Raw genomic sequence first — 24,183 nt, forward strand, 5'->3', positions numbered from 1 at the left:
AGGCCCATACCCCGCGGAGCGGGGTCCGGCCTTCGAGATCAGTGCTGTTCGGCCGGGCCACCAATCGAGCCATCGTGCGGCTTCACCCCGCCCTCGTCCGCAACCGCGGCGGCAGTGCCGCCATCCTGCGGTGGGTTGCTGCGATCATGCTCCGTCCAGCCCTTCGGCTCGCCCGGATCCTGGCGCGCCATCAGGCGGTCGATCTGGTCGCTGTCGATGGTCTCGTACTTGAGCAGGGCGTCGGACATGGCATGCAGGATGTCCATGTTCTCGACCAGGATGGTCTTCGCGCGCTCGAAGTTGCGATCGATGACCGCGCGGATCTCCTCGTCGATGATATGCGCCGTCTCGTCCGAGATGTTCTTGTGCTGGGTCACGCTGCGCCCGAGGAAGACCTCCCCCTCCTCCTCGGAATAAGCCAGGGTACCGAGCCGCTCGGACATGCCCCACTTGGTGACCATGTTGCGCGCGATGTCGGTGGCACGCTCGATGTCGTTCGAGGCGCCCGTGGTGATCGCTTCCGGCCCGAAGATCAGCTCCTCGGCGATACGTCCGCCGAACAGGCTGGAGATCTGGCTCTCCAGCTTGCGCTTGCTGTAGCTGTAGCGATCCTGCTCGGGCAGGAACATGGTCACCCCCAGCGCACGGCCGCGCGGAATGATGCTGACCTTGTACACCGGGTCGTGTTCGGGCACCAGGCGGCCGACGATGGCATGACCCGCCTCGTGGTAGGCCGTGAGCTTCTTCTCCGCGTCGCTCATGAGGATGGAGCGGCGCTCGGACCCCATGATCAGCTTGTCCTTGGCCCACTCGAGGTCGACCATGGTCACGTCATGCTTGCTGGAGCGCGCCGCGTGCAGCGCCGCCTCGTTGACCAGGTTGGCGAGATCGGCGCCGGAGAAACCCGGAGTGCCGCGCGCGATGGTCATCGGATCGACATCCGGGGCGGCCGGCACCTTGCGCAGGTGCACCTTGAGGATCTGCTCGCGACCACGCACGTCCGGCAGGCCGACCACCACCTGACGGTCGAAGCGCCCCGGACGCAGCAGCGCCGGGTCGAGCACGTCCGGACGGTTGGTCGCGGCGATGACGATGATGCCCTCATGGCCCTCGAAGCCGTCCATCTCGACCAGCATCTGGTTGAGGGTCTGCTCGCGCTCGTCGTGGCCGCCGCCAAGGCCCGCGCCGCGCTGGCGGCCGACCGCGTCGATCTCGTCGATGAAGATGATGCACGGGGCATTTTTCTTCGCCTGCTCGAACATGTCGCGCACCCGCGCCGCGCCCACGCCAACGAACATCTCGACGAAGTCGGAACCGGAGATGCTGAAGAACGGTACCTTGGCCTCGCCCGCGATGGCCTTGGCGAGCAGGGTCTTGCCGGTGCCCGGCGGGCCAACCATCAACACGCCGCGCGGGATCTTGCCGCCCAGGCGCTGGAACTTGCCCGGGTCACGCAGAAAATCGACCAGCTCGGCCACGTCCTGCTTGGCCTCGTCGCAGCCGGCCACATCGGCGAAGGTCACCTTGATCTGGTCCTCGCCCATCAGCCGCGCGCGGCTCTTGCCGAAGCTCATCGCGCCGCGACCTCCACCACCCTGCATCTGGCGCATGAAAAACACCCACAGGCCGATCAGCAGGAAGAACGGGAACCACTGGACGAAAATGGTCATCAGCAAGCTGGGACGCTCGGGCGGAATGGCCGTGATGCTGACACCTGCGTTGAGCAGGTCGCCGATCATCGCCTTGTTGTCCGTCTCCGGGCTGTAGGTGATGAACTCACCACCATCGGTGGTCCTGCCGCGGATCACGTTTTCGTCGATGATCACGCGCTCAACCCGGCCCGACTTCACGTCGCCGATGAACTGCGAATAGGACAGCGGCTGGCTGATGGGCCCGCGATTCTGAAAACTGTTGAAGACGGTCATCAGCACGGCGGCGATGACGAGCCACAGCAGGAGGTTTTTGACCAGGTCGTTCAAGGGATGGCCTCGATCAATCGAAAGGACGTAAGGGTTTGAAGGACTATACCACGCGCGGGTTCCGTGCCAGGGCGTAAACCTCCCTGGAACGTGAGCGGGAAGCATCGGGTTTGCGCATGGTCACGCTGGCGAACTGGTTGCGCAGCTCGCGCAGGTAGGCGTCGAACCCCGCGCCCTGGAACAGCTTGACGAGGTAGACGCCCTGCGGCCCCAGCACACGGGCGGCGAAGTCGGCCGCAAGTTCGGCAAGGTACATCGCGCGCGGCTGGTCGACCGAATCCTGGCCGCTCATATTGGGCGCCATGTCGGAGAGGACCACATCCACGGTGCGCCCATCGAGGCGTTCGAGCAGCTGTTCGAACACGGCCTGTTCGGTGAAGTCGCCCTGGATGAAGTCCACCCCGGCGAAGCTGTCCATGGGCAGGATGTCGAGGGCGAACAGGCGGCCTTGGTCGCCAATCACGCCCGCGGCGTACTGCGACCAGCCGCCCGGCGCCGCGCCAAGATCGACCACGACCTGGCCGGGACGCAGGATGCGGTCCCGCTCCTGCATCTCGATCAGCTTGTAGACCGCGCGCGAGCGCCAGCCCTCCTGCTTCGCGCGCTGCACGTAAGGGTCGGTGAAGTGCTCGTGCAGCCAACGCTGGCTGCTGACGGTACGCCCCATGGCTCAGGCCTCGTTCATACGGAGCGTGAAGGATAGGGGCTGCCGGCGCGGAATCAACCCCGCCAAGGGCTCAGTGACCTTGCATGGGCGCCATGCGCTTCATCATCTCCGCCCGCTTCTTCACCGGAACCTGGATGGTCTGGCTCGGCAGCCCCTCGAAATCCAGGCGCAGGGGAATGACATCCCCCGCCTTCGGCGGCTTGTGCACCCCGATCAGCATGACGTGGTAACTCCCGGGCCTCAGTTCCAGGCTGCCCATGGGCGGGATGACCAGCGCGTCCTGCTTGATCATCTTGTGCATCCCGTTCTCCTCCACCGACTTGTGCAGCTCGATGGTATCGAACCCCGGCGCCCAGGCACTGACGACCTTGACCTCGCGGTCCTCATCATTCTCAAGCACCATGAAGGCCCCCAAGGCCTGGGCATTGGGCGGGGCCTCAGGAATCCAGGGCTCGACGACCTTGACCTCGGCGTAGGCACTCAGCGGCAGGAACAAGGCCGCGGCAATCAGCAGGGAACGCATGGCATCACCTCATTCGTGGATGACGGTCAAGAAGGCCTTGACCATGGCTTCGGGGTTATGCGGGGTCGGAAATACGCCGACCATAGCCCCATCGGGGTTGATGAGCAAAATCGAGGTCGTGTGGTTGATCAGGTAGGAGCCCGAGGGCTTGCCATCGACGGTCGGCAGGGCCGCCTTCTCCCAGCCCACGCCGATCGGTTGGGCCATGATCCTAAGCTCGGTCTGCTCCCCCGTCGCCGCGATGATCTTCGGGTCGAAATAGCTCACGAACTTGCCCAGCTGTTCGGGGGTATCGCGCTCGGGGTCCACCGAGACGAAGACCTCCTGCCAGCGGGCCTGCACACCCTTGCTGCGCAACAGATCGGCCACCTCGGCCAGGGCGGAGAGCTCGGTCGGACAGACATCCGGACAGAGGGTGTAGCCAAAGTAGAGGAAAGTCCATTTGCCGATCAGATCCTTCTTGCCAAAGGGCTGACCGCTCATCTGGGTGAGCTTGGCGTCCGGCACCGGAATGGGCTGGGGCACGATGCGCAGCACGGACTGATCCACCACGGTGGTCAGATCGACATTGGCGCGCTGCCATTTGAGGTAGACCGAGACGGCCAGTGCCACGATCAGAAACAGAAACACGGCGATGGCGACCGGAGCCTGGCCTGACATGCGTTTGTTCATAAACATTCCCACCTGAGTTTATAAACACAATCTATAGTCAATCCCCTGTCCCTGGCAATCCCATGCGCTTCAGGCGCAGGGCATTGCCCACCACCAGCAACGAGCTGAGGGACATGCCGATGGCTGCGATCCATGGCGTGACGAAGCCCAAGGCCGCGAAGGGCACGGCCACGACATTGTAGCCCGCGGCCCAGGCGAGGTTCTGGCGGGTATTGCGCCGTGTTATGCGCGCAAGAAGGATGCCCTGCGCGAGTGCCCGCAGGTCGGTGCCCAGCAGGACGAAGTCGCTGTGCAGCTGGGCGAGGGTGGTGGCCGCGCCGAAGGATACCGAGACCTGGGCCGCCGCCAGCGTGGGGGCGTCGTTGATGCCATCTCCCACCATCAGCACCCGGGCCCCTTCGGCCTGGGCCTTTTGGATCCAGGCCAGTTTGTCCTCAGGACGCAGTCCGCCATGATGTTCCTCGATGCCGAGCCGTTCTGCGAGATGGCGCACCGCGCCCGGCTGATCGCCGCTGAGGATGATCACCCGCCCAAGACCAAGCCCGCGCGCTGCCTGGATGAACTCGACGGCCCCCGTCCGCACGGCGTCGTGCATGATGAAGATGGCCCGCCCTTCACCATTGCGACTGAGGATCACGGCCATGCCCCCGGCAAGGATCTGGGCATCGAGCCAGGCGAGCCTGTCCGCCGCCAGCCCCCCCTCGCCCAAGGCATATTCGGGCGCCCCAAGACGCCAGATAGCCCCTCCGTATTGGGCTTCCAACCCCTGCCCCGGAGTGTTACGCACCGTGAGCTCCTGCGCGAGCGGCTCAATTCCCTCGCGCAGGGCATAGGCGATGGGATGCTCCGAACCCTGTTCCATGCGGGCGGCCAGGGCACGGGCAACGTGCTCATCCATGCCCTGCAACATACACACCTCGGTCACCCGCGGCCGTCCCTGGGTCAGGGTGCCGGTCTTGTCCAACACCAGGGTATCGGCCGTCGCCAGGCCCTCGATGGCGGACATGCGCATGGGTAGGATGCCGAGCCCGGCAAAACGCCCCGCGGCAATGGCAAGGGCCACGGGGGTGGCCATGGCCAGCGCACAGGGACAGGTGATGATCAGCACCGCGATGGTGTTGGGCAGGGCTTGAGCGGGGTCATACCACCACCAGGCAAGGGCCGTCAGTGCGGAGAGAATGAGCACCCCGGCCACGAAAGGCACCGAGATCCGTTCTGCCAGCTCCGCGAGGCGCGGTTTGTCGGACAGCCCCCGATCCATCAGCCGGGCCAGCTCGTTCATGGTCGAGTCGCTGCTCACCCGCTCGACCCGTAACATGACCGGCTGATCGACATTGCAGCTCCCCGCCGCCACCCACTCCCCTTCTTTTCTCAGCACGGGCACGGATTCGCCGGTCAGATGGGATTCATCGAAGCTGCTGGCGCCTGTAAGCAGGCGCCCATCGACCGGAACACTCTCCCCGGGCAGCAGCCGCACGATGTCACCGGGCTTGAGGTCCACCACCGGCACCTCCACCGGCCCACCCTCCTCGATGCGGCAGGCGGTGCGGGGGATCACCTTCATCAGCCGATCCAAGGCATCGGCGGCCGCCATGCGCCCCTTGAGCTCCACTACCCGGGCCAGGAGGACGAAGAAGATGAACATGCCGATGGAGTCGAAATAGACGTCCTCATCCCCGACGATGGTCGCCCACAGGCTGCCACCCCAGGCCGTCACCAGGCCCAGCACGACCGGCACATCCATCCCCAGCCGCTTGTGGCGTAAATCGCGCCACGCACCGATAAAGAAATCGGCCCCGGAGTAGACCAGCATGATCAGGGTGATCAGCAGGGAGGTCCAACGTCCGATCACTTCCCACAAGGCTAGCTTGCCGGTTTCGTCATAACCACCCATCCAGTAGGTGGCAATGGCGAACATCATCACCTGCATGCCCAACAGGCCGGCGAACAGCAGGCGCTCCACGCTGCGGCGCCGCTCCTCCTCCAGCAGGCGTTCGCGATGCGCGGGGTCGTAGGGATGGGCCACGTAGCCGATCGCGGCAATCGCTTGCAGGATGTCGCTCAGCTTGGTGACGGCGGGGTCCCACTTCACCCTCGCCTGATGGCTGGCATAGTCCAGGTGTACATCCAGCACCCCCGGCTGGGCGCGTAGATGCTGCTCGTTCAGCCACAGACAGGCCGCACAGCGGATGTTCTCCAGGATCAGCGCCGCCTCACGAACGGCGCCCTCACTGCGCACGAAGCCCTGCTGGATCTCGGGGCGGTCATAGAGGGTGAGGTTCTTGAGCACCTCCGGCAAAACCTGCGCATTGACCTCGCCCTGCTGCTCGCGGTAGCGGTAGAAGTCCTCGAAGCCGGCCTCCACGATGGTCTTGCACGCGGCATGACAGCCTGCACAGCAAAACGCACGGTCCTTGCCCAACACGGGGTAGTGAAGATCAACCCCTTGCGGCACGTCGAGACCACAATGGAAGCAAGCCTGTTTTTCCATAAAGACACTTTATGAGAAAGAAAAAGGCCCCGCAAACTTCGTTCACGGGGCCTCCCAACGTCTTCTAGCGGATGACGATTTACTTGGCCGTCATGCCTGCGTAATAGTGCGCCATCTGATTGATCTCCTCATCCGACAGGGTCTTGGCGATCAAGCGCATACGCGAGTAGACATCGTTCGCACGGGCGCCGGACTTGTACTCGTGCATGGTCTTGATGAAGTACTCCGGCGGCATCCCGGCCAGGGCCGGGGTATCGGTCACTGCACCCTCACCGTTCGGGCCGTGGCAGGCCTGGCAGGGGGCCACCAGTCGCTTGCCATCGCCACGGGTGACGACGGCCTTGGCCTGATCGGCCTTGGCCGCATCGAAGCTCACACCGACCGGCAGCGACGGCAGCTTGAAGCTGGCGTAGAACTGGGCCAGGTCGGCCATGTCCTGATCGCTCAGCTGCTGCGCCACCTGCACCATGATTTCAGCGGTGGCACTGCCGTGACGCTTGCCGTCCTTGTAGTCCTTCAGCATCTTGAAGGTGTACTCGGCACGCTGCCCCGCCAGCGAAGGCCAGTTGCCCGTCGGCGCGACCCCCTGATCGCCGTGACAGGAGGCGCAGAACATGTCGCGGTTGAGCTGCCCGCCACGGTTTTTGTCGCCGGAAGCCACCAAGCGGAGTTGTTCAGGGGTCCAGGCTACATTGGTGGAGGGCCCCTTGGCCGCAGCGCCGGCGCCATGCTCGGCGGCCACGCCTTGGGACACCATCAGGGCGGCCCCCACGGCCGCCAGGCTCATTACGATCTTGTTTTTCATGGTCTTGATCTTCATGAATCAGTACCCCCAGGGAACCACGCCCGGCGTGCCGATGAAGGCGAACTGCAGGATGGGGTAACCGTAGCTGACGATCATGTAGGCCAGCATCGCCCAGTTCCAGAAGCTCAGGCTGTTGAGAATGTTCGGCACACGCATCGGCTCATGGATGGCCACCGCATACTCGACCTTGGTGTTCGCCGCCGGGGTCTTGTTGAAGTGGGTCATGAACAGGTTGTACACGAACAGGATGCCGGACAGCACGATGATGGTGGCACCCACGATCATCACGGCCTCATACGGCCCCCAGGTCTGGGCCCACTCCGGGAAGGCAGCGTATTGATCGGTGTAGGACACACGGCGCGGCTGGAAGTAGATCCCCAGCATGTGCCACGGCGCGGTCAGGGTGATCATGCCCACGGCATACATCCAGATCTGCGCGACGGCCAGCTTGCGGGAATACAGCTCTTTGCCGGTGATGCGCGGCCACAGCCAATAGGCGCCCGCGAGATACATGATCACCGTGGTGCCACCGAAGATCAGGTGGAAGTGACCGGTGACCCACTGGGTGTTGTGCACCATGGCGTCCATGGAATAGGAGGCGTTGATCACGCCACCCCAGCCACCGGCGGTCAGCATGACCAGGGCAAGCATGCCGGCGACGACGATGGGGTTACCCCAGTCCAGGGCCCCGATCCAGCCGAACAGCCCCTTGCCACCGCGCAGGCGACCGGCAACCTCAAGCGAGGCCAGCACGGTGAAGCCGGTGATGAAGGTCGGCACGGCCACCATGAAGGTCCCGAACATGTGCAGCAGCTTCCAGCCCGCGGCCTGCTGCGGGTCCATGTACAGGTGGTGGAAGCCGATGGGCACGGAGAAGATGAACAGCATGACAAAGGCCACGCGCGCCATCTCGTCGGAGAACAGCTTGCCACCCGCTTCCTTCGGCAGGATGGTGTACATCACGATGTAGGCCGGGATCAGCCAGAAGTACACGATCGCGTGCAGGGTCCAGGAGAACAGGGTGCGCGCCAGGCCCGGATCCAGGGTCGGCATCAGGCCAAGGGACACCGGCACCAACTGGAACAGGGCCTCAGAGGCGACGCCCAGGCTGGTCCAGCCCCACATCATGGCGTTGATGGTGGTCCCGAACATGACCAGCGGGACCGGTTTGCCCGGATTTTCCTTCCTCCACTGGGTGAAGCCGATGATCATGTCGGCCACCCACATCCAGGAGCCGACCACCAGCAGCACCGCGCCGATATAGAACAGCGGGTGCGCCATTTCGGGCGGATAGAAGGTGTAGAGCACGGAGGCTTGGCCGGTGAGCAACACGGCCGCGGCCATCGCCGTACCGATCACCGAAGTCCAGAAACCGAGCCAGCCGAAGAACGGCTTTTTGCCCAGGGTATGGGCCATGGTGTGCCAGCCGAAGCCCATGGCAAAGAAGGTGGTCAGCACAAAGGCCAGCAGCACACCATGGGTCGAGGTGGAGGCGAAGTAGACCGCCGTGTTCTCGATGCCGGGGAAGAAGCCGCTTCGTTCAGCGGCCTGGTACAGCCCCATCGGCAGGCCGAGCAGCAGGGCGAGGAACGCCACCCACATGCCCCACAGGCCCAGTTTGTTGCCATGCGCCACGACAGCCGAGGCACCGCCACGGGAGGCGGCCGCCAGGCTCGCGGCTTGTTCAGCAGTAATGCTCATCGTTCAGTACTCCTTGATCAGGACTTGCCGCCGGTCACATGCACCTTGGCGTACATGTAGTCGTGGCCCAGGCCGCAGTACTCGTTACAGATCATCGGGAAGTCCCCGGCGTTGGTGAACTGGGTATGCACCTCGGAGACATAGCCCGGCACCACCATCACGTTCATGTTGCTGTACGGCACATGCAGGCCATGCAGCACATCCAGGCTGGCGATGCGAAGTTTCACTGGGGTATTGGCCGGCACCTCGATGGACTGCGGGTAGAAACCGTAGCGAGCCGCCACCATGGTCACGGTGTAGGAGCCATCGGCCTCTTTCTTCACACCCAGCTTGTCCTCGGCGAACTCGCCGCCAAGATGCAGCTTGGCGGAGTCGATGACCTCGACGTTGCTCGGGGGATGGATGGCCGCGGTGGCGGCGTAGAACACCTGGATACCGATGGTGAGGCCGACGATGCCGCCCACCACCCAGATCCAGCGTTTCTCAAGCGGATCGATATGAATCGTTGCCATCTCTTGCCCTCCCTCAGTTCACCGGACCATGGCCGATGAAACGGAACCACATCCACAGCCAGCCGAGCGTGAACAACACGCCATAGATGGCCAGCAGCGTCCAAGTACCCACCGGGGAGCTTTCGAGAATCTTCTTCTCTTCTTCCGGAGTCATGATGCTTATCTCCTGTGTCGCGGTTCCCGATTACGCAAAGCAATCGTCGGTGAAGGTTTTCATCCAGGCGTGGGTGTAGAGCGCCGCCAGGCTGTTCTGCACCGGGGTCGCGTCCAGCGGCAGGTAGCGCGGGTTCGCCATCCGCGCAATCTTGCCGTCCTTGATCCGGAACACGTCCGCCACAAACTGGCCGTAGGTCTGGTTCCCCGCCAGGGCGTAGCAGGTGTTCTGCCACACCGGCTCCGCCGGCTCCTGACCCGCCAGCAGCGCCTTGACCTGCAGCGCGCAGACCTTGGCCTGGCTGTTCGCCGAGTAGCCCGATTTGGGCATCTCATCGGCAATGCAGGCATCCCCAATCACGTGCACGTTCTTGTGTAGCGTGCTCTCAAAGGTGACGCGATCCACCGGACACCATCCCGTGCTGTCCGCAAGGCCCATGTCCAGCGCCAGCTTGCCCGCCTTCAGCGGCGGAATGAGGTTGATCATGTCGCCCTTGTATTCGCCACTCTCGGTGTAGACCGTCTTGGTCGCCGCATCCACCTTGACCACCCGGCCGCCCATGTCACCCATGATCCATTCGATCATCCCAGGCTTGTCGTGCTTGATGGGCTTGAAGCCCTCAAGCTGGCGCTTGGCCTCTTCTTCGCTAAACCCGACCGCAGTCAGGCCCTTGACGCTGTAGCCCTTGAACGCTTCGGGGATGTTGAAGCCATACAAGCGGTTCCACGCCTGGAGCATGGTCAGGTCGGTGGTGAAGCCGTTCTTCGGGTCAAGGATGATGACCTTGGCCGTGGGGTTGTGCTCCTTGAGGTATTGCGCAATCAGCCCCGCACGCTCATACGGCCCCGGTGGGCAGCGGTAGGGATTGGGCGGCGGACAGAGCAGAACCGTGCCCCCTTTGGGCAGTTCCTTGAGCTGTTTGGCCAACAGTTCGGTCTGCTTGCCAGGGATCCAGGCATGCGGCATGACCGTGTCAGAGACCTCTTCACTCAGACCCTCAATGGCCGCAAAGTTGAAGCTGATCCCAGGGGAAACCACCAGGCGATCGTAGTTGAGGCTGGTGCCGCCCGCCGTCTTGACAACACGACCGTTGAAGTCAATGTCAGTGACCGTGTCAAACACGAACTCAATGCCGTACTTCTTCTGCAAAGGTTCGTAGCTGACGGTGATGTCCTGCATGCTGATGTGCCCGGAGATCACTTCCGAGGAGCCGTAGGGCCGCAGGTATTGGCGGTTCTTCTCAACCACAGTGACCTTGATGTTCGGCTCATAGAGCTTGAGGTATTTGGCAAAGGTGGCACCACCCACGCCACCGCCAATCACCACCACATGCGGCTGGGCCCCAGCAAAGGCGCTCTTGCCACCCACCGCCGCCCCCGCGACCGCCGAGGCACCCAGCCACTTCAGAAACTCACGACGCGCCAGATTGTTCATACTCATCGCTACCCCCATCACTTCTTCTGCTTGGCGTAGTAGCTCGCCATGGCCTGAAACTCGCTCTCCGTAAAGCCCTTGGCAATCGGACCCATCAGCGTGCTCGGTCGCGCCCCGCTCTGAAAGTCCTTCATCGCCTTCACAAACGTGGCTTCCGCCATCCCAGCCAGCGGCATGAACGCCGATGGCTGGCTCAGCTCCCCGCGCGTGCCATGACAGCCCGCACAGGTCTGCGCCAGCATCTCGCCCGTCGGCTCGGCCAAGGCGACACTTGCCGCCACCATGCCCGTCAGAGCGACCCCCATCATCAGGACGCGCTTGGTCATATCGATGACTCTCCTCAACAATGACCCTAAGGGTGGAAGTTTCCGCATGCACTACACGCCCGCGACCGAGGTGTGGCATTTCACACACTATAAGTTTGATCTATCGACCAATACAACAAAGCATTTTACTCAACCACTCTCGAGAGCAGGCGACGTTTCGCGGCTTGCGAGCTAGAGTTAAGCGTAAGACACGCACTTCCACTTGCACCAAAACTTATGCGTGTATAAAAATCATAAAAAATTTCGGCGCTTACACGCATCCGCAGGAGATCCCTCATGACCCAGGCCGCCGCCCTGCCCCTGCCGCAGAAGATCCGCTCGATCTATGAACTGGCCAAACCCAAGGTGGTGGGCCTGATCGTCTTCACGGCCTTCGTCGGCATGTTGCTGGCCAGCCCGCCGGGGGCCTTGGATGGGGAGCGTGTGTTTTTTGCCCTACTCGGTATCGCCCTGGCGTCCGCCGCAGGCGCGGCCATCAACCATCTTTTGGATGAGCGCTTCGATGCAGTGATGGATCGCACCCATAACCGTCCACTGCCGACCGCACGGGTAAATAACCGTGAGGTACTGGCCGTTGCACTGGCTTGGGCGGTCTTGTCGATGGGTATCTTGGTGTGGCAAGTCAATGTGCTGACCGCCGTGCTGACCTTCCTGGCCCTGATCGGTTACGCGGTGATCTACACCGTCTACCTAAAGCACAGCACGCCGCAGAACATCGTCTGGGGCGGCGCGGCCGGCGCAGCTCCCCCCCTGTTGGGTTGGACGGCCATGACCGGCGAGGTCACACTCGAGGGACTGATCCTGTTTTTGATCATCTTCCTGTGGACCCCCCCGCATTTCTGGCCGTTGGCCATCCGCCGGGTGGAGGAATATCGCCGGGCGGGCATCCCCATGCTGCCGGTGGTCAAGGGCATCCAGCACACCAAGTACCAGATCCTGCTCTACACCATGGTGCTGGTTTCCGTGAGCCTGCTGCCCACCACCGTCGGCATGAGCGGCCTGCCCTATTTCTTCGCCGCCGCCATCTTGGGCGGGGTTTACCTGATGTATGCCTGGCGCCTGTATCGCGACCCGGAGAACAGGTTGGCGATGCCGACCTTCGGCTACTCCATCCTCTACCTGATGCTGCTGTTCAGCGCCCTGCTCGCCGACCATTACCTGCGCTGACGCTCTGAAGATGCGTTCTCTGCATAGCTGGCTGGCCCTGCTGTTCGCCCTCCCTTTGCTGTTGGTCAGCCTGAGTGGAGCCGTGCTGGGTTTCGCCCGAGAGAGTGATCGCATCTTCAACGTCGATTTGCTCGCTGCCCCATTCTCTACAGCTCCCCTTCGTCCGCCGACGCAGTGGCTGGAAACGGCCCGTCAGGCTCATCCGGGTATGCGCATCATCGGCCTGGGGCTTCCACTCACGCCGGTGGATACCGCCTTCGTCCTGATGGAGGACGATGCCGGGGGGCGCCACGAGGTCCATGTCCATCCGCGCACGGGCGAGCCACGCGGCAGCCGGCCCACCGATGCCGGGCTGTACGGCCTGGCTTGGCACCTCCACACCACCCTGCTGCTGGGCGAGAGCGGACGCTGGATCACCCGCCTGGCCGCCGTGGGGTTGCTGCTCACCATCCTCAGCGGCCTGCTGCTGCGCGGGCGCACGCAGGTCCGCGGCATCGCGGGCCGCACCCACCCCCTGCTGGGCATGACCAGCGCCCCGGTGCTGGCACTCATCGCCGCTTCAGGCCTGCTCTTCCTCGCCTGGCAACCGGGCTACGGCAACATGCAGCATTTGACGCTGCACACGCCGGCACATCGTTTCGATCTGCCCGCCCCCACCCCGGCGCTGACCGCTTTGCAGGTCACCCAGCCCAAGTGCGCTCCCCGCTGGATCGTCCCCCTGCCCCAGGAAGGGTTGCGCATCGCCTGCGAGGAGCCCCACCACGCCGGGACACTCGGTGTACGCTGGTTCACCTGGTCGGCCGACGGGGGCCTCGTGCCGCAAGCCGATGGGGCGCGCGCCGGTGAACTGCTGTATGACCTGCACACCGGCGAGTTGTTGGGCATGCCCGGGCGCATCCTGTGGGTGATCGCCAGCCTCGCCGTCCCTTTCCTCATCCTCGGCGGCCTTGCCAGCCGTTCCGCCCGCCGGGGCTCACCTGCCGCAAAGACAAACCATGAATGACCGCCAGCGCCACTTCCGCCGTATTGCCTTGATCACCATCGCCGTCGTCTACATCCTGATCGCGGTCGGCAGCATGGTGCGCGCCACCGGAGCCGGGATGGGCTGCCCGGACTGGCCGACCTGTTTTGGCCAGCTCATCCCTCCGACCGACGTATCGCAACTACCGGAGAACTACCAGGAGATCTACCGCGACCGCGGCTACGCGGACGTGGAGTTCAACGCAGCGAAGACCTGGACCGAGTTTTTCAACCGCCTGGTCGGCGTGACCATCGGCTTTTTGTCGATCTGGACGCTGTGGGCCGCCTGGCGCATCCGCAAGGACGAGCCACCGGTGTTCTGGTATGCCCTGGCAGCCTTCATCCTGGTGGGGTTCAACGGCTGGCTGGGCAAGGTGGTGGTCTCCAGCAACCTGCATCCGGCCATGATCACCACCCACATGGTCGCCTCGCTGCTGGTGGTGGCGAGCCTTGTGCTTGCGATCAACCATTCACTGCGCGACACCCTGCGCATGAGCCTCAATGGGGCGCTGTCCACCCGCGCCTGGCTGATCGCCGGCATGGTCCTGACCATCGTGCAGATCGCCCTCGGCGTGCAGGTGCGCGAGCGCATCGACATCCTCTCCCTCCAGTACGACTACGCGGAGCGGGCCACTTGGGTGGCCCAGGTCGGCGCCCCACTGACCGTGCACATCCTTGGGGCGATGGCCGTGGTCGGTTACAACCTGTGGCTGGGGTGGCGCGTGCTGCGCCGGAACGACAACCCGCTGATCCAGCGGCTGGCGGTGGCGATGATGGGCGTGGTGCTGATCGAGCTCTTGATCGGCCTCTCGCTCGCCCTGCTGGGCTTCCCGGCCTTCCTGCAGCCGCTGCACCTGATGCTGGCCGCCTTGGTGTTCGGCCTGCAGATGGCTCTGTTCGGCGCAGCCCAGTATGCCCTCTCCTCGCGCGTCAGCGGCCAGGAGGGCCAGGCGCGGGCAGGGGCGTGATAGACTGCGCGTTTTGCACGGAACCGACTCCATGCCTCTGAAGCCCAACCAGGTGCGTCATCTGCGCGCCCTTGCCCATCACCTGAAGCCGGTCGTCCTGCTCGGGCAGCATGGCCTGACCGAGGCGGTATTGGCCGAGATCGAACTCGCGCTCGAGCACCACGAGCTGATCAAGGTGCGCGTGCCCGGCATGGAGCGCGAGGACAAGAAGGACGTGATCGAGGTGATCTGCGAGCGTACCGGTGCGGAACTGGTGCAAAGCATCGGCCACATCGCCGTGCTGTTCCGCAAGCGCGCCAAGGACTCCCAGATCAGCCTGCCGCGCTGATCCCGGATGAGGTCATGCCGCTCTACGGCCTTGACCCCAGCGACATCCGCTTCCCCGATCCCCGGCATGCCCTGAGCGAGCCCAACGGCCTGCTCGCGATCGGCGGCGACCTGTCCCCCGCCCGCCTGCTGGAAGGCTACCGGCACGGCATCTTTCCCTGGTTCTCACCGGGCGAGCCGATCCTCTGGTGGTCGCCCGATCCGCGCACCGTGCTGTTCCCGGAGCGCCTCAAGATCCACCGCAGCCTGCGCAAGACCCTCAAGCGCCTGCCTTTCGAGCTGCGCGTGGACAGTGCTTTCTCCGGTGTGCTGCAAGGCTGCGCCGCCCCGCGCCCGGGGCAGGACGGCACCTGGATCAGCCAGGAGATGCAACAGGCCTACCTTGCCCTGCACACGATGGGCTACGCCCACAGCATCGAATGCTGGCAGGACGGACGGCTGGTCGGCGGCCTGTACGGGGTGCGTCTGGGCCGGGTGTTCTTCGGCGAATCCATGTTCAGCCGGGTGTCAGATGCCTCCAAGGTCGCTCTGGTCGCCCTCTGCCAGGGCCTCCTCGGCTTCATCCCGGCCATCATCGACTGCCAGTTCTCCACCGCCCATCTGGAAAGCCTCGGCGCTGTCCCGATCCCGCGCGCCGAGTTCCTTGCCCTACTCGATCAGCACTCGCGTCCTTAACAGGATGATGTTGAAAAAGGGCATCGTGCCCTTTTTCAATTCGTCTCGTCGCGGCACATGTCCGCGACGGACTCCGAAGATCAATCACTTATCGTGACTGATCTTCGTGCAAGCCGTCCATGGCTTGCCTTAACAGGCTGTTGAAAGCGTTTTTCAACAGCCTGTTAACCCAGCGCCCTGAAGGGTTGGTCGGTTTGGTCCCCCATGGATTCACTGGTAATTTATGCGCCCATTAATCAACTGAATCAATCATGGGGCAGCGGATGAACATCGAACGTCGCGACTTTCTCAAATCCCTCGGCCTGGTCGGCGCCACCACGGCCGTCGGCACCACAGCCATGGCTCATCCGCGCGATGCACGGGCCGCGGTGAAGACCCGTGCCCGCATCGTCATCGTCGGCGGCGGGGCGGGCGGGATCACCGCCGCGGCCAAACTCAACAAATGGCTGGATGGAGCCCAGATCACCATCGTCGAGCCGCGCGAAATCCACTGGTACCAGCCCGGCTGGGTCTTCGTCGCCGCCGGCGTGCACGACGCCGCCTGGACCACGGCCACCCCGAACGCCGACTACATCCCCAAGGGCGTGCGCTGGGTGAAGGACAGCGTCGCAAGCTTCGAGCCGGAGGCGAACAAGGTCCTGACCCTGGGCGGTGAGACCCTGGAATACGACTACCTGATCGTCGCCACCGGCCTCAAGCTCGACTATGCCGCCATTGAGGGCCTCACCCGCGACATGCTCGGCCGCGACGGCCTGGTCAGCGTATACGCAAGCCCCGATCAGGCGGCGGCCATGTGGACCGAGATGCAGGCCTTCATCCAGAAGGGCGGCGATGGCCTGTTTACCCTGCCACACACCCCGCTCAAGTGCGCGGGCGCGCCGCTGAAGATGGGCTTTCTGACCGAGTCGCACGCACGCAACGCCAAGCGCCGCGAGGCCCTCAATCTGACCTTCAACTCCTCCATCGACAAGCTATTCAGCGTCAAGCCGATCAACGACCTGGCGGATCGCCTGTTCCGCGAGCGCGGCTTTGCCATGAACTATCAGCACCGCCTGAAGGCTGTCGATGCCAACCGCAAGGAGGCGGTGTTCAGCACACCGGACGGTGACAAGACCATGCGCTACGACTTCCTGCACATCGTCCCGCCGATGACCGCGCCGGACGTAGTCAAGCACAGCGCGCTGGCCTGGAAGGAGGGTCCCTTCGCCGCCGGCGGCTGGCTGGAGGTGGACAAACACACCCTGCAACACCTGCGCTTCCCGAACGTGTTCGGCGTGGGCGATGTGAACGGCACGCCGATCGGCAAGACTGCCGCGAGCGTCAAGTTCCAGGCCCCGATCGCGGCCGAGAACCTGGTCAGCCTGATCGAAGGCAAGCCGATGGAGCGCAAGTACGACGGCTACACCTCCTGTCCGCTGGTCACGGAAGTGGGCAAGGCCGCGCTGGTCGAGTTCGGCTATGACCTCAAGCTGATCCAGACCTTTCCGCTGGTCGACCAGGCCGACCCGAGTTGGGCCTGGTGGGCGCTGGACCTGTACGCGATCAAACCGCTGTACGAACAGATGCTCAAGGGGCGCGTTCCTGCCTGAACGAGGGCATGTCGAGCCATTTCCTGAGCTTAAAGGTAGGATATTTATGACTTATAGATACGCTTATAAGACATAAGATGACAGAATGAGCCTCCCGATCAGCGCCATGCTAGGATCGCTGCACCTTGCATAAGCAGGGACAAAAGACAAGCATTTCAGCCCTGGCGCGACCAAGGGCACACAATCAGGAGGCTTCGATCCATGGCGCACATCGTCATCCTTGGCGCGGGCATCGGCGGCATGCCGGCAGCCTATGAGGCACGCGAACTGCTGGGCAAGGAACACCAGATCACCGTCATCAATGCGGTGGACTACTTCCAGTTCGTGCCCTCCAACCCCTGGGTCGCCGTAGGCTGGCGCACCCGCGACGAGATCACCTTCCCGATCGAGCCGTACCTCAAGCGCAAGGGTATCGACTTCATCGCGAGCAGCGTGAACAAGATCGACGCCGACCAGAACACCCTGCACCTCGACAACGGCAACACGGTCAAGTACGACTACCTGATCATCACCACCGGCCCGAAGCTCAACTTCGCCGCCATCGAGGGCGCCGGCCCGCACGGTGGGCACACCCACTCCGTCTGCACTGTGGACCACGCCGAGCTGGCCTATCAGGACTTCCAGAAGCTGTGCGAAAACCCCGGCCCGGTCATCATCGGTGCCTTCCAGGGGGCGAGCTGCTACGGTCCGGCCTACGAGTACGTGTTCATCCTCGATGCTGCCCTGCGCAAGAAGAAGCTGCGCAACAAGGTGCCCATCACCTTCGTCACCGCCGAGCCGTATATCGGCCACCTGGGGCTGGGCGGCGTGGGCGACTCCAAGGGCATGCTTGAGTCCGAGCTGCGGATGCATGACATCAAGTGGATCTGCAACGCCCGCACCACCAAGGTCGAGGCCGGCAAGATGCACGTCGAGGAACTCGACATGCAGGGTAACGTGGTCAAGACCCACGAGCTGCCCTTCAACCACTCGATGATGCTGCCGCCGTTCCGCGGCGTGGACGCCGTAGCCGCGCTGGGCGAAGGCACCGTCAACCCCGGGGGCTTCGTGCTGATCGACCAGCATCAGCGCAACCCGAAGTACAAGAACATCTACTCCGCCGGCGTGTGTGTCGCCATCCCGCCGGTCGAGGCCACCCCCGTCCCGGTGGGCGCGCCCAAGACCGGCTACATGATCGAGTCCATGGTGACCGCGATCGTGCACAACATCGAGCAGGAACTGAAGGGTGAACAGCCCACCCACAAGGGCACCTGGCAGGCCATCTGCCTCGCTGACATGGGCGACCGTGGCGCCGCCTTCATCGCCCTGCCGCAGATCCCGCCGCGCAACGTCAACTGGTTCGCCAAAGGCAAATGGGTGCACCTGGCCAAGATCGCGTTCGAGAAGTACTTCATCCGCAAGATGAAGTCCGGTACTTCCGAGCCGATCTACGAGAAGTACGTGCTCAAGGCGATCGGCATCGAGCGTCTGGCCAAGTAAGGCCCATCCGCCTCGCGATCGACAAGGCGCCCGCCCGGGCGCCTTTTCTTTTGCGTCTACCGCGGCGGCGGAGATGGAAAGCGGGCCACCGGACCGGTCGCCTGTTGCCCGGGGGGCAGATAGGCCGGCGCAGGCTCCCCAGCGGGGCCGAGGAAGCGCAGGAAGCGGTAGATCGCCCGCAGGTCCGCGTCCTTCATCTCGCGCAGGCTGAACCACGGCATAGGCGGACGGGACTGCTTCGTGCGTGCCATGGACACCCACTGCTCCTCACTCATGTCCTTCACATACAGACGCAGGTTGACCGCGTAGGTCGTCCCCCAGTCGCCCTGCCAGCCCAGGCTGTCACCGAGCAGCCACTGGGCCTCGGGCACATTGCCCGCGGAGGCCATGTAGCCTGCGGTGTGGCAGTCGTTGCAGCCGGCGATCCGGGTCAGGTAACGCCCCTGCTCGATGCTTGCGGCCTTGCCGTAGCTCGCCTTGTCCTTGCCGGGGCTACTGTCCGCCCCCGCCTGCAGCGACAGGACGGCCAGCACGATGGCCGCCGCACCATATCCGAACTTGCTCATGATGGAGTCCCCCAAGGTGAGGGTGGATGAAGCGTCTCCAGCATCGGGGAAGGAGATGAAGCGGAGACAGAAGTCACGCCCCAGCGCGTACGTGGCGCGGGTCGTGTACCCGAGCAAAGTACACAACCTTTGATTCCGCAATGCCTGGATCGGGCGCCCTTCAATCGGAGCGGACGATCTCCCGCATGACTGCCGTGGCGTAGCTGCCAGCGGGCAGGACAAAGCCCACGGTCAGGACCTTGGCCGCGGCATCCTGGCGCCAGTGCATCTGGCGCGGGATGACCCGCAGCGGGCGACGGGCCGGTTCCAGCCCCTCCCGCTCAAGCCCCTCGGCCAACAACGGCTCGGCGGCCACCACGGCCTGTTCGAGCGCAGCACAGGCCGCCTGTGCCTGCGTGCCACCCTTGCCCCACAGGGGGCCGCTGGGGTGCACATCGCCCTCGCGCAGGCGGCGGGTGATCGCCTCGTCCACCTCCCCGGCGATGAAGAAGCTGTGTCTGCCGTCCAGCAGCAGGGGCTCGCCCGGCAAGACCGTGAGCCAGTTGCCGGCCTCGATGCGGCGCCCCAGCACGGCGTTGAACAGGGTGCTTCGCGCCGTGGAGAGCAACATCCCCTGCTGACCACGATGCGGCGGCTTGCCACCGGCGAACCAGGCCCGCACCGCCGTGAGGTTGCCCCCCTCATGGCCGAAGCGCTGCTCGCCGAAAAAGTTGGGCACACCTTCACGGGCAATGCGCGTCAGCCTGGCCTCGAGCCCCTCCAGATCGCCCTCCAGCTCACGCACGGTCAAGAGAAAGCGGTTGGCCCGATGCGTCCCCGTGCGCAGCTTGCGCGGATGGCGGGTGATGACGAGGATTTCCGCGGCCGTGCGTACCGCAAGCCGCGACCAATCCACCGGCTGGCGCGGTGCGGGCAGGCTGAACCACTGGGTGGTGACGGCGTGACGGTCCTTGAGGCCCGAGTAGCCCACCTCGCGCTCGGCACAGCCGGCGATGCGGGCCAGCTGCTTCGCCACCCAGGCGGTGTTCTCCCCGCGCTTGCGCACGGCAAGCCACAGGTGCTCACCCCGCCCCTCGGGTACGAGGCCGAGCACCTCGTCGACGACGAAGTCCTCAGGGCTGGCACGCAGGCGGCCGGTCACGGGCGGTTCGCCGAAGGCATAAGGAAGGCTCATGGGAGTGGCAACCGGTAGAGGAAAAGTTCGGTGCCCCGGGCATCGTCCAGCTCGATGACTGCATCGGGCTCGACCCCCGGCACGGCGAAACTGTTGGAGATCAGCAGCATGGGCCGACGCGCCTCACGCACCAGCTTGGCCCACAGCCTGGGCATGGGGGCGGGCGAGAGAAAGGCATAGACCACGTCGAAATCGCTCAGGCGTTCCGACCAGAAGCTGGCGCGCCGGAGCCGGATGCGCGGATGGCGGCCAAGGCGCAAACGGCTGATCAGCCAGGGCAGCGGGGCCGTCTCGAAACCCACGGCCTCGGCCACGCGCGGCGCCTCCGCCATGGCGCGCAGCGCCCCCCCAAGGCCCGAGCCCAGGTCGGCCACCCGCCGCGCCTCGCCCGCCTCCCGCGCAAGAATCGCCTGCAGGGCGGCGTGGGTCGTCGAGTTGCTCAGGTAAAGGGGCACCCGCTCGCCGTGCGCATTCCAGAACACCAAAAGCAAGGCCAGAAACAGCGCCCCCATCCACACCGGGGCGACATTCAGCCCCAGGGCCAGCACCAGAAGCGGTGGAAAGAGGGCATTGATACCCCACCACCACGGCGCGCAGCGCAAGAGCATGGCGAACAGGGCCGCGAGGACGCCCTCGGCCGCCCAGAAGGCCCAGACCGGATACGGCGGCTCGACCAGCATGGGCAGGAAGCGCCAGAGCAGCAGCGTCAGCAGCACGGCAGGCAGGTGGGCGAGCAGGGCGCGCACCGCGCCACCGCCCCAGCGCTGCCCGGAAGGAGGGGGGGAAGTCTCACTCATAGGACCGGCATTGTGACATCCTATGGGCCATGCAGCACCCACTCGACGAAGCGCCGGAAAAACTCTGCACCGACCTGTGTGACCAGGCCGGCGACAGCCCCTTGCTGCGTGAGGCCTGCGAAGATGCGAGTGCCGCCTGGGATGGCGATGTCACCCGGCCGCGCGGCCCCCGGGCCGCCCTGCTGCTGGTCGAGATGAAGGCCGACACGGACACCCTGCTCGCCGCCTGCCTGGCCGACCCGCGCCTGCGCCCGGCGTTCGACGAGGAGGGCCTCGGCCGCCGCTTTGGCACGCACGTGGCGCGCCTGGTGGCGGACGTGCACCGCCTGAACACGTTCAGCGAGCCCCGGGCCGCCACCGAGAGCAAGGGCCAGGCCGAGAACTTGCGCCGCCTGCTGCTGGCCATGGTGAGTGATGCCCGTAGCCTGCTGATCAAGCTGGCCTACCGGCTGGAGCGCCTGCGCGCCCTGCCCTTCCTTGAGGACCTCGAACAGCGCCGCCGAATCGCGCGCGAGACTCTGGATCTGTACGCCCCTCTCGCCCACCGTCTGGGGCTCGGCCAGCTCAAGTGGGAACTGGAAGATCTGGCCTTCCGCCACCTGGAGCCTGAGACCTACAAGCGCATCGCCCGTTTCCTCGACGAGCGCCGGGCGGAACGGGAGGACTACATCGTCCGCGTGCGCGAGCAGCTCCAGCGGGCGCTGGCGGCCGAGGGCATCGAGGCCCGCGTCTACGGCCGCCCGAAACACATCTACAGCATCTTCGGCAAGATGCAGCGCAAGCGGCTGTCCTTCGAGCAGCTGTTCGACGTGCGCGCCCTGCGCGTGCAGGTGGAGGACATCGCCGACTGCTATGCCGCGCTCGGCGTGGTGCACACCCTGTGGGACCCGATCCCGGGCGAATACGACGACTACATCGCCCACCCCAAGCCGAACGGCTACCAGTCCCTGCACACCGCCGTGCATGCGCTGGACGGCAAGACCCTGGAGGTGCAGATCCGCACCCGCGCCATGCACGAGCAGGCCGAACTCGGGGTGGCCGCGCACTGGCGCTACAAGGAAGGCGGCAAGGGCGCGACCGATCCCTTCCAGGAGGAGATGGAGCGCTTAAGGCTGGCCCTGGAGGAAGGCGAAGGCACCGCGCTGGCCGCCAGCACCGTCTACGTCTTCACCCCCAAGGGGCACGTGATGGAGCTGCCGCGCGGCGCCACGCCGCTGGATCTCGCCTACGCCATCCACACCGAGCTTGGGCATGCCTGCCGGGGGGCCAAGGTCAACGGCCGGCTGGTGCCGCTCAACACCCCGCTCGCCAATGCCGACCGGGTGGAGCTGCTGCGCGCCCCGCAGGGCAGCCCGAGCCGCGAATGGGCCGACCCCAAGGCCGGCTACCTCGTCTCCAAGAGCGCCCGCGCCAAGGTGCGGGCCTGGTTCGTCAGCCGCGAGCGCGAATCCGCACGTGAAGAAGGACGGCAGCACTGGGACAAGACGGTGCGCCGCCTGGGGCTCTCGCGTGAGCAGAGGGAGCAGCTGTTGCAGCGCCTCCACCTCAAGAGCGAAGAGGCGGCCTGGGAGGCCCTGGGGGAGGGCAAGCTCTCCCGCGCCGCCTTTCTCGACGCTGCCCGTGCCGTGCTGGGGACGCCTCCGGTCGAAGACACCCCCGCCCTGCCCCGTCCGCTCGCCCCGGATGTGCCCGCGCGCCGCATCACCCTCGAAGGCCTGCAGGCCGAACCGGCCCGCTGCTGCAATCCCGCCCCCGGCGATGCGGTGGTCGGCTTCATCACCCGCGGACAGGGTCTGCGCCTGCACCGCGCGGACTGCCGCAACCTCGCCCACCTGCGCGAGGAGCACCCGGAGAGGATCATGGAGGTCGCCTGGCCCCGCCTGGCCGGCGTACCGGTGCGGGCGAATGTCGAGGTGCTGGGGGAGGATCGTCCGGAACTTTTGCGCGACGTCGGCAACGTCCTCGCCCAGTTCAAGGCCCGCCTGGTCAGCAGCGAAAGCCAGCTGGACCGACGCACCGGCCAGAACCGGCTCAGGCTCGCGCTGGAGCTGCCCGATGTGGAGAGCATCGCCCGACTGCTGGACAAGCTCAAGGCCATCCGCCATGTGGATGAGGTCAAGCGCCTGTGATCCATGCTGGAGGCATCGGCCTCAAGCATAAAGGTCATACGGGAACAGGAGGCTGCGCAGCGCCAGGTAGACTGCGTAAATGACCAGCAGGAGCACGGCTCCCGCGCGGCGCAGATACCCCTGCGCGAGCAGGAAGTAGAGCAACACGCCGGTCGCGATCTTGACCGGGAGGTCGTAGGCAACCGTGACCCCCGGCACCACATAGCCCGAGATCATGGCCCCAAGCCCCACCCCGAGCAGGGGGTTGGTGATGTTGCTGCCGATGAGGACCGCCGCCGCAATCCCCCGCTCGCCCTTGAGGGCGGACACCATCGCCGTCGCAAGCTCGGGCAGGGCGGCACAGATGCCGAGCACGACCACCCCAAACAGCGAGGCGCTCACGGGCAGCCGTTCCACGAGATGCCCCGCCGCCACCAGCACCGGGTCCGCCAGCCAGGCCATGCCGGCAAAGCCCGCCAGGATGACTCCGAACGCCGTCACGAGACGACGGGATGAGCGGGGATGGCGCTGCCGGGAAGAGGGCTCGTGCTCACCGTGCCGATGCAGGTAGGCGAGATAAGCCAGATAGGCAGCGACCAGCAGCGCCCCCTCCATGCGGCTGATCATCCCGCCAAGACAGACCAGCCACAGCAGGAGGGAAGCGGCAATCAGTCCACCCATCTCGATCGGCAGATTGCGGCGCACGACCACCACCGTCGCAAACAGGCCGACCAGGGCCAGCACGACGTTCTGCTGGAAGATGTCCGAGCCGACATTGCTGCCCAGCAGCAGGGCGGAAAGGGTCACCATCGACCCCGGATCGCGCAGGATGTGAATGCTGCCGATCACGTGGTTCATGATCTCGAACAGGCTCGTTCCGATCGACAGCAGGGTCAAACCGAGAAAACTGCCCGACAGGCCATAGTGGTGGCGGATGAGGACCGACTGGCGGATGACCACCTCCGCCAGCAGGAGAATGACGAGGGTACCGCCGAGAACGATGGCGAAGTCTGCCAGCATGAGACGCCTTTCAGCCGGGCTTACGAGCG

General features: G+C 64.9%; 23 protein-coding genes. 8 read left to right on the top strand and 15 right to left on the bottom strand.

Going from position 1 to position 24,183, the window contains the following annotated elements; genetic code table 11:
- Positions 1-38 precede the first annotated feature (38 nt).
- From ftsH to V6D91_RS03185, 11 genes are all read right to left on the bottom strand, one after another.
- Entirely contained in the window at positions 39-1,979 is a 1,941-nt protein-coding gene (gene ftsH, locus V6D91_RS03135; RefSeq protein WP_347317721.1) for an ATP-dependent zinc metalloprotease FtsH, read from the bottom strand.
- A 43-nt stretch (positions 1,980-2,022) separates the two neighbouring features.
- The gene (gene rlmE, locus V6D91_RS03140; protein WP_347317722.1) at positions 2,023-2,646 is read right to left on the bottom strand and encodes a 23S rRNA (uridine(2552)-2'-O)-methyltransferase RlmE; all 624 of its coding nucleotides are present in this window, start codon (positions 2,644-2,646) and stop codon (positions 2,023-2,025) included.
- A gap of 70 nt (positions 2,647-2,716) precedes the next feature.
- Entirely contained in the window at positions 2,717-3,169 is a 453-nt protein-coding gene (locus V6D91_RS03145; protein WP_347317723.1) for a copper chaperone PCu(A)C, read from the bottom strand.
- A gap of 9 nt (positions 3,170-3,178) precedes the next feature.
- Positions 3,179-3,841: an SCO family protein gene (locus tag V6D91_RS03150; RefSeq protein WP_347317724.1), complete on the bottom strand. Its 663-nt coding sequence runs from the start codon at positions 3,839-3,841 to the stop codon at positions 3,179-3,181.
- A gap of 37 nt (positions 3,842-3,878) precedes the next feature.
- Positions 3,879-6,332: a heavy metal translocating P-type ATPase gene (locus V6D91_RS03155; protein WP_347317725.1), complete on the bottom strand. Its 2,454-nt coding sequence runs from the start codon at positions 6,330-6,332 to the stop codon at positions 3,879-3,881.
- 79 nt (positions 6,333-6,411) lie between these two features.
- Positions 6,412-7,137 (bottom strand): c-type cytochrome, encoded by a 726-nt coding sequence (locus V6D91_RS03160; RefSeq protein ID WP_347317726.1) that lies wholly within the window; start codon positions 7,135-7,137, stop codon positions 6,412-6,414.
- An 18-nt stretch (positions 7,138-7,155) separates the two neighbouring features.
- The gene (locus V6D91_RS03165; protein ID WP_347317727.1) at positions 7,156-8,838 is read right to left on the bottom strand and encodes a cbb3-type cytochrome c oxidase subunit I; all 1,683 of its coding nucleotides are present in this window, start codon (positions 8,836-8,838) and stop codon (positions 7,156-7,158) included.
- Between the two features lie 17 nt (positions 8,839-8,855).
- Positions 8,856-9,350 (bottom strand): hypothetical protein, encoded by a 495-nt coding sequence (locus V6D91_RS03170; protein ID WP_347317728.1) that lies wholly within the window; start codon positions 9,348-9,350, stop codon positions 8,856-8,858.
- Between the two features lie 13 nt (positions 9,351-9,363).
- The gene (locus V6D91_RS03175; protein ID WP_347317729.1) at positions 9,364-9,504 is read right to left on the bottom strand and encodes a hypothetical protein; all 141 of its coding nucleotides are present in this window, start codon (positions 9,502-9,504) and stop codon (positions 9,364-9,366) included.
- 30 nt (positions 9,505-9,534) lie between these two features.
- The gene (locus V6D91_RS03180) at positions 9,535-10,944 is read right to left on the bottom strand and encodes an NAD(P)/FAD-dependent oxidoreductase (RefSeq protein ID WP_347317730.1); all 1,410 of its coding nucleotides are present in this window, start codon (positions 10,942-10,944) and stop codon (positions 9,535-9,537) included.
- A gap of 11 nt (positions 10,945-10,955) precedes the next feature.
- On the bottom strand, positions 10,956-11,264 hold the full coding sequence (locus V6D91_RS03185) for a cytochrome C (RefSeq protein WP_347317731.1): 309 nt from the start codon (positions 11,262-11,264) through the stop codon (positions 10,956-10,958).
- A gap of 276 nt (positions 11,265-11,540) precedes the next feature.
- Here V6D91_RS03185 and cyoE point away from each other — a divergent pair, with 276 nt between their 5' ends.
- From cyoE to V6D91_RS03220, 7 genes are all read left to right on the top strand, one after another.
- A complete protein-coding gene (cyoE, locus tag V6D91_RS03190; RefSeq protein ID WP_347317732.1) occupies positions 11,541-12,431 on the top strand; it encodes a heme o synthase in 891 nt (296 codons plus the stop codon).
- Positions 12,432-12,441: 10 nt separating this feature from the next.
- The gene (locus V6D91_RS03195) at positions 12,442-13,434 is read left to right on the top strand and encodes a PepSY-associated TM helix domain-containing protein (protein WP_347317733.1); all 993 of its coding nucleotides are present in this window, start codon (positions 12,442-12,444) and stop codon (positions 13,432-13,434) included.
- The gene (locus tag V6D91_RS03200) at positions 13,427-14,419 is read left to right on the top strand and encodes a COX15/CtaA family protein (RefSeq protein ID WP_347317734.1); all 993 of its coding nucleotides are present in this window, start codon (positions 13,427-13,429) and stop codon (positions 14,417-14,419) included. Before V6D91_RS03195 ends, V6D91_RS03200 begins: the two co-directional genes overlap by 8 nt.
- A gap of 31 nt (positions 14,420-14,450) precedes the next feature.
- Positions 14,451-14,747, top strand: a complete 297-nt coding sequence (gene yhbY / locus V6D91_RS03205) for a ribosome assembly RNA-binding protein YhbY (protein ID WP_347317735.1) — start codon at positions 14,451-14,453, stop codon at positions 14,745-14,747.
- Between the two features lie 14 nt (positions 14,748-14,761).
- Complete coding sequence (gene aat, locus V6D91_RS03210; RefSeq protein ID WP_347317736.1) at positions 14,762-15,421, top strand: leucyl/phenylalanyl-tRNA--protein transferase; 660 nt, start codon at positions 14,762-14,764, stop codon at positions 15,419-15,421.
- Between the two features lie 263 nt (positions 15,422-15,684).
- A complete protein-coding gene (locus V6D91_RS03215; RefSeq protein WP_347317737.1) occupies positions 15,685-17,010 on the top strand; it encodes an FAD/NAD(P)-binding oxidoreductase in 1,326 nt (441 codons plus the stop codon).
- 201 nt (positions 17,011-17,211) lie between these two features.
- Complete coding sequence (locus tag V6D91_RS03220; RefSeq protein WP_347317738.1) at positions 17,212-18,489, top strand: FAD/NAD(P)-binding oxidoreductase; 1,278 nt, start codon at positions 17,212-17,214, stop codon at positions 18,487-18,489.
- A gap of 56 nt (positions 18,490-18,545) precedes the next feature.
- Here the strand turns inward: V6D91_RS03220 and V6D91_RS03225 are convergent, their stop codons facing one another.
- The 3 genes from V6D91_RS03225 to V6D91_RS03235 form a co-directional block, all read right to left on the bottom strand.
- Positions 18,546-19,055 carry a hypothetical protein gene (locus V6D91_RS03225; RefSeq protein WP_347317739.1) on the bottom strand — a complete coding sequence of 170 codons (510 nt, stop codon included), beginning with the start codon at positions 19,053-19,055 and terminating at the stop codon, positions 18,546-18,548.
- Between the two features lie 160 nt (positions 19,056-19,215).
- Positions 19,216-20,229, bottom strand: coding sequence for a tRNA pseudouridine(13) synthase TruD (truD, locus tag V6D91_RS03230; RefSeq protein WP_347317740.1), 1,014 nt, complete (start codon positions 20,227-20,229; stop codon positions 19,216-19,218).
- Entirely contained in the window at positions 20,226-21,026 is an 801-nt protein-coding gene (locus V6D91_RS03235; RefSeq protein ID WP_347317741.1) for a class I SAM-dependent methyltransferase, read from the bottom strand. The genes truD and V6D91_RS03235 overlap by 4 nt, the downstream gene beginning before the upstream one ends.
- Before the next feature lie 29 nt (positions 21,027-21,055).
- Here V6D91_RS03235 and V6D91_RS03240 point away from each other — a divergent pair, with 29 nt between their 5' ends.
- Positions 21,056-23,155: a bifunctional (p)ppGpp synthetase/guanosine-3',5'-bis(diphosphate) 3'-pyrophosphohydrolase gene (locus V6D91_RS03240; protein ID WP_347317742.1), complete on the top strand. Its 2,100-nt coding sequence runs from the start codon at positions 21,056-21,058 to the stop codon at positions 23,153-23,155.
- A 21-nt stretch (positions 23,156-23,176) separates the two neighbouring features.
- Here V6D91_RS03240 and V6D91_RS03245 read toward each other — a convergent pair whose 3' ends face one another.
- The gene (locus tag V6D91_RS03245) at positions 23,177-24,154 is read right to left on the bottom strand and encodes a hypothetical protein (protein WP_347317743.1); all 978 of its coding nucleotides are present in this window, start codon (positions 24,152-24,154) and stop codon (positions 23,177-23,179) included.
- Positions 24,155-24,183 lie beyond the last annotated feature (29 nt).

The sequence above is a fragment of the Thiofaba sp. EF100 genome (assembly GCF_039822285.1).
Lineage (GTDB): Bacteria > Pseudomonadota > Gammaproteobacteria > Halothiobacillales > Halothiobacillaceae > Thiofaba.

What these genes read in the sequence shown, in the direction of transcription:
- rlmE (WP_347317722.1), bottom strand. Translation starts at nt 2,646, where the DNA reads ATGGGGCGTACCGTCAGCAGCCAGCGTTGGCTGCACGAGCACTTCACC.
- V6D91_RS03145 (WP_347317723.1), bottom strand. Translation starts at nt 3,169, where the DNA reads ATGCGTTCCCTGCTGATTGCCGCGGCCTTGTTCCTGCCGCTGAGTGCC.
- V6D91_RS03150 (WP_347317724.1), bottom strand. Translation starts at nt 3,841, where the DNA reads ATGAACAAACGCATGTCAGGCCAGGCTCCGGTCGCCATCGCCGTGTTT.
- V6D91_RS03155 (WP_347317725.1), bottom strand. Translation starts at nt 6,332, where the DNA reads ATGGAAAAACAGGCTTGCTTCCATTGTGGTCTCGACGTGCCGCAAGGG.
- V6D91_RS03160 (WP_347317726.1), bottom strand. Translation starts at nt 7,137, where the DNA reads ATGAAAAACAAGATCGTAATGAGCCTGGCGGCCGTGGGGGCCGCCCTG.
- V6D91_RS03165 (WP_347317727.1), bottom strand. Translation starts at nt 8,838, where the DNA reads ATGAGCATTACTGCTGAACAAGCCGCGAGCCTGGCGGCCGCCTCCCGT.
- V6D91_RS03170 (WP_347317728.1), bottom strand. Translation starts at nt 9,350, where the DNA reads ATGGCAACGATTCATATCGATCCGCTTGAGAAACGCTGGATCTGGGTG.
- V6D91_RS03175 (WP_347317729.1), bottom strand. Translation starts at nt 9,504, where the DNA reads ATGACTCCGGAAGAAGAGAAGAAGATTCTCGAAAGCTCCCCGGTGGGT.
- V6D91_RS03180 (WP_347317730.1), bottom strand. Translation starts at nt 10,944, where the DNA reads ATGAGTATGAACAATCTGGCGCGTCGTGAGTTTCTGAAGTGGCTGGGT.
- V6D91_RS03185 (WP_347317731.1), bottom strand. Translation starts at nt 11,264, where the DNA reads ATGACCAAGCGCGTCCTGATGATGGGGGTCGCTCTGACGGGCATGGTG.
- cyoE (WP_347317732.1), top strand. Translation starts at nt 11,541, where the DNA reads ATGACCCAGGCCGCCGCCCTGCCCCTGCCGCAGAAGATCCGCTCGATC.
- V6D91_RS03195 (WP_347317733.1), top strand. Translation starts at nt 12,442, where the DNA reads ATGCGTTCTCTGCATAGCTGGCTGGCCCTGCTGTTCGCCCTCCCTTTG.
- V6D91_RS03200 (WP_347317734.1), top strand. Translation starts at nt 13,427, where the DNA reads ATGAATGACCGCCAGCGCCACTTCCGCCGTATTGCCTTGATCACCATC.
- yhbY (WP_347317735.1), top strand. Translation starts at nt 14,451, where the DNA reads ATGCCTCTGAAGCCCAACCAGGTGCGTCATCTGCGCGCCCTTGCCCAT.
- aat (WP_347317736.1), top strand. Translation starts at nt 14,762, where the DNA reads ATGCCGCTCTACGGCCTTGACCCCAGCGACATCCGCTTCCCCGATCCC.
- V6D91_RS03215 (WP_347317737.1), top strand. Translation starts at nt 15,685, where the DNA reads ATGAACATCGAACGTCGCGACTTTCTCAAATCCCTCGGCCTGGTCGGC.
- V6D91_RS03220 (WP_347317738.1), top strand. Translation starts at nt 17,212, where the DNA reads ATGGCGCACATCGTCATCCTTGGCGCGGGCATCGGCGGCATGCCGGCA.
- V6D91_RS03225 (WP_347317739.1), bottom strand. Translation starts at nt 19,055, where the DNA reads ATGAGCAAGTTCGGATATGGTGCGGCGGCCATCGTGCTGGCCGTCCTG.
- truD (WP_347317740.1), bottom strand. Translation starts at nt 20,229, where the DNA reads ATGAGCCTTCCTTATGCCTTCGGCGAACCGCCCGTGACCGGCCGCCTG.
- V6D91_RS03235 (WP_347317741.1), bottom strand. Translation starts at nt 21,026, where the DNA reads ATGAGTGAGACTTCCCCCCCTCCTTCCGGGCAGCGCTGGGGCGGTGGC.
- V6D91_RS03240 (WP_347317742.1), top strand. Translation starts at nt 21,056, where the DNA reads ATGCAGCACCCACTCGACGAAGCGCCGGAAAAACTCTGCACCGACCTG.
- V6D91_RS03245 (WP_347317743.1), bottom strand. Translation starts at nt 24,154, where the DNA reads ATGCTGGCAGACTTCGCCATCGTTCTCGGCGGTACCCTCGTCATTCTC.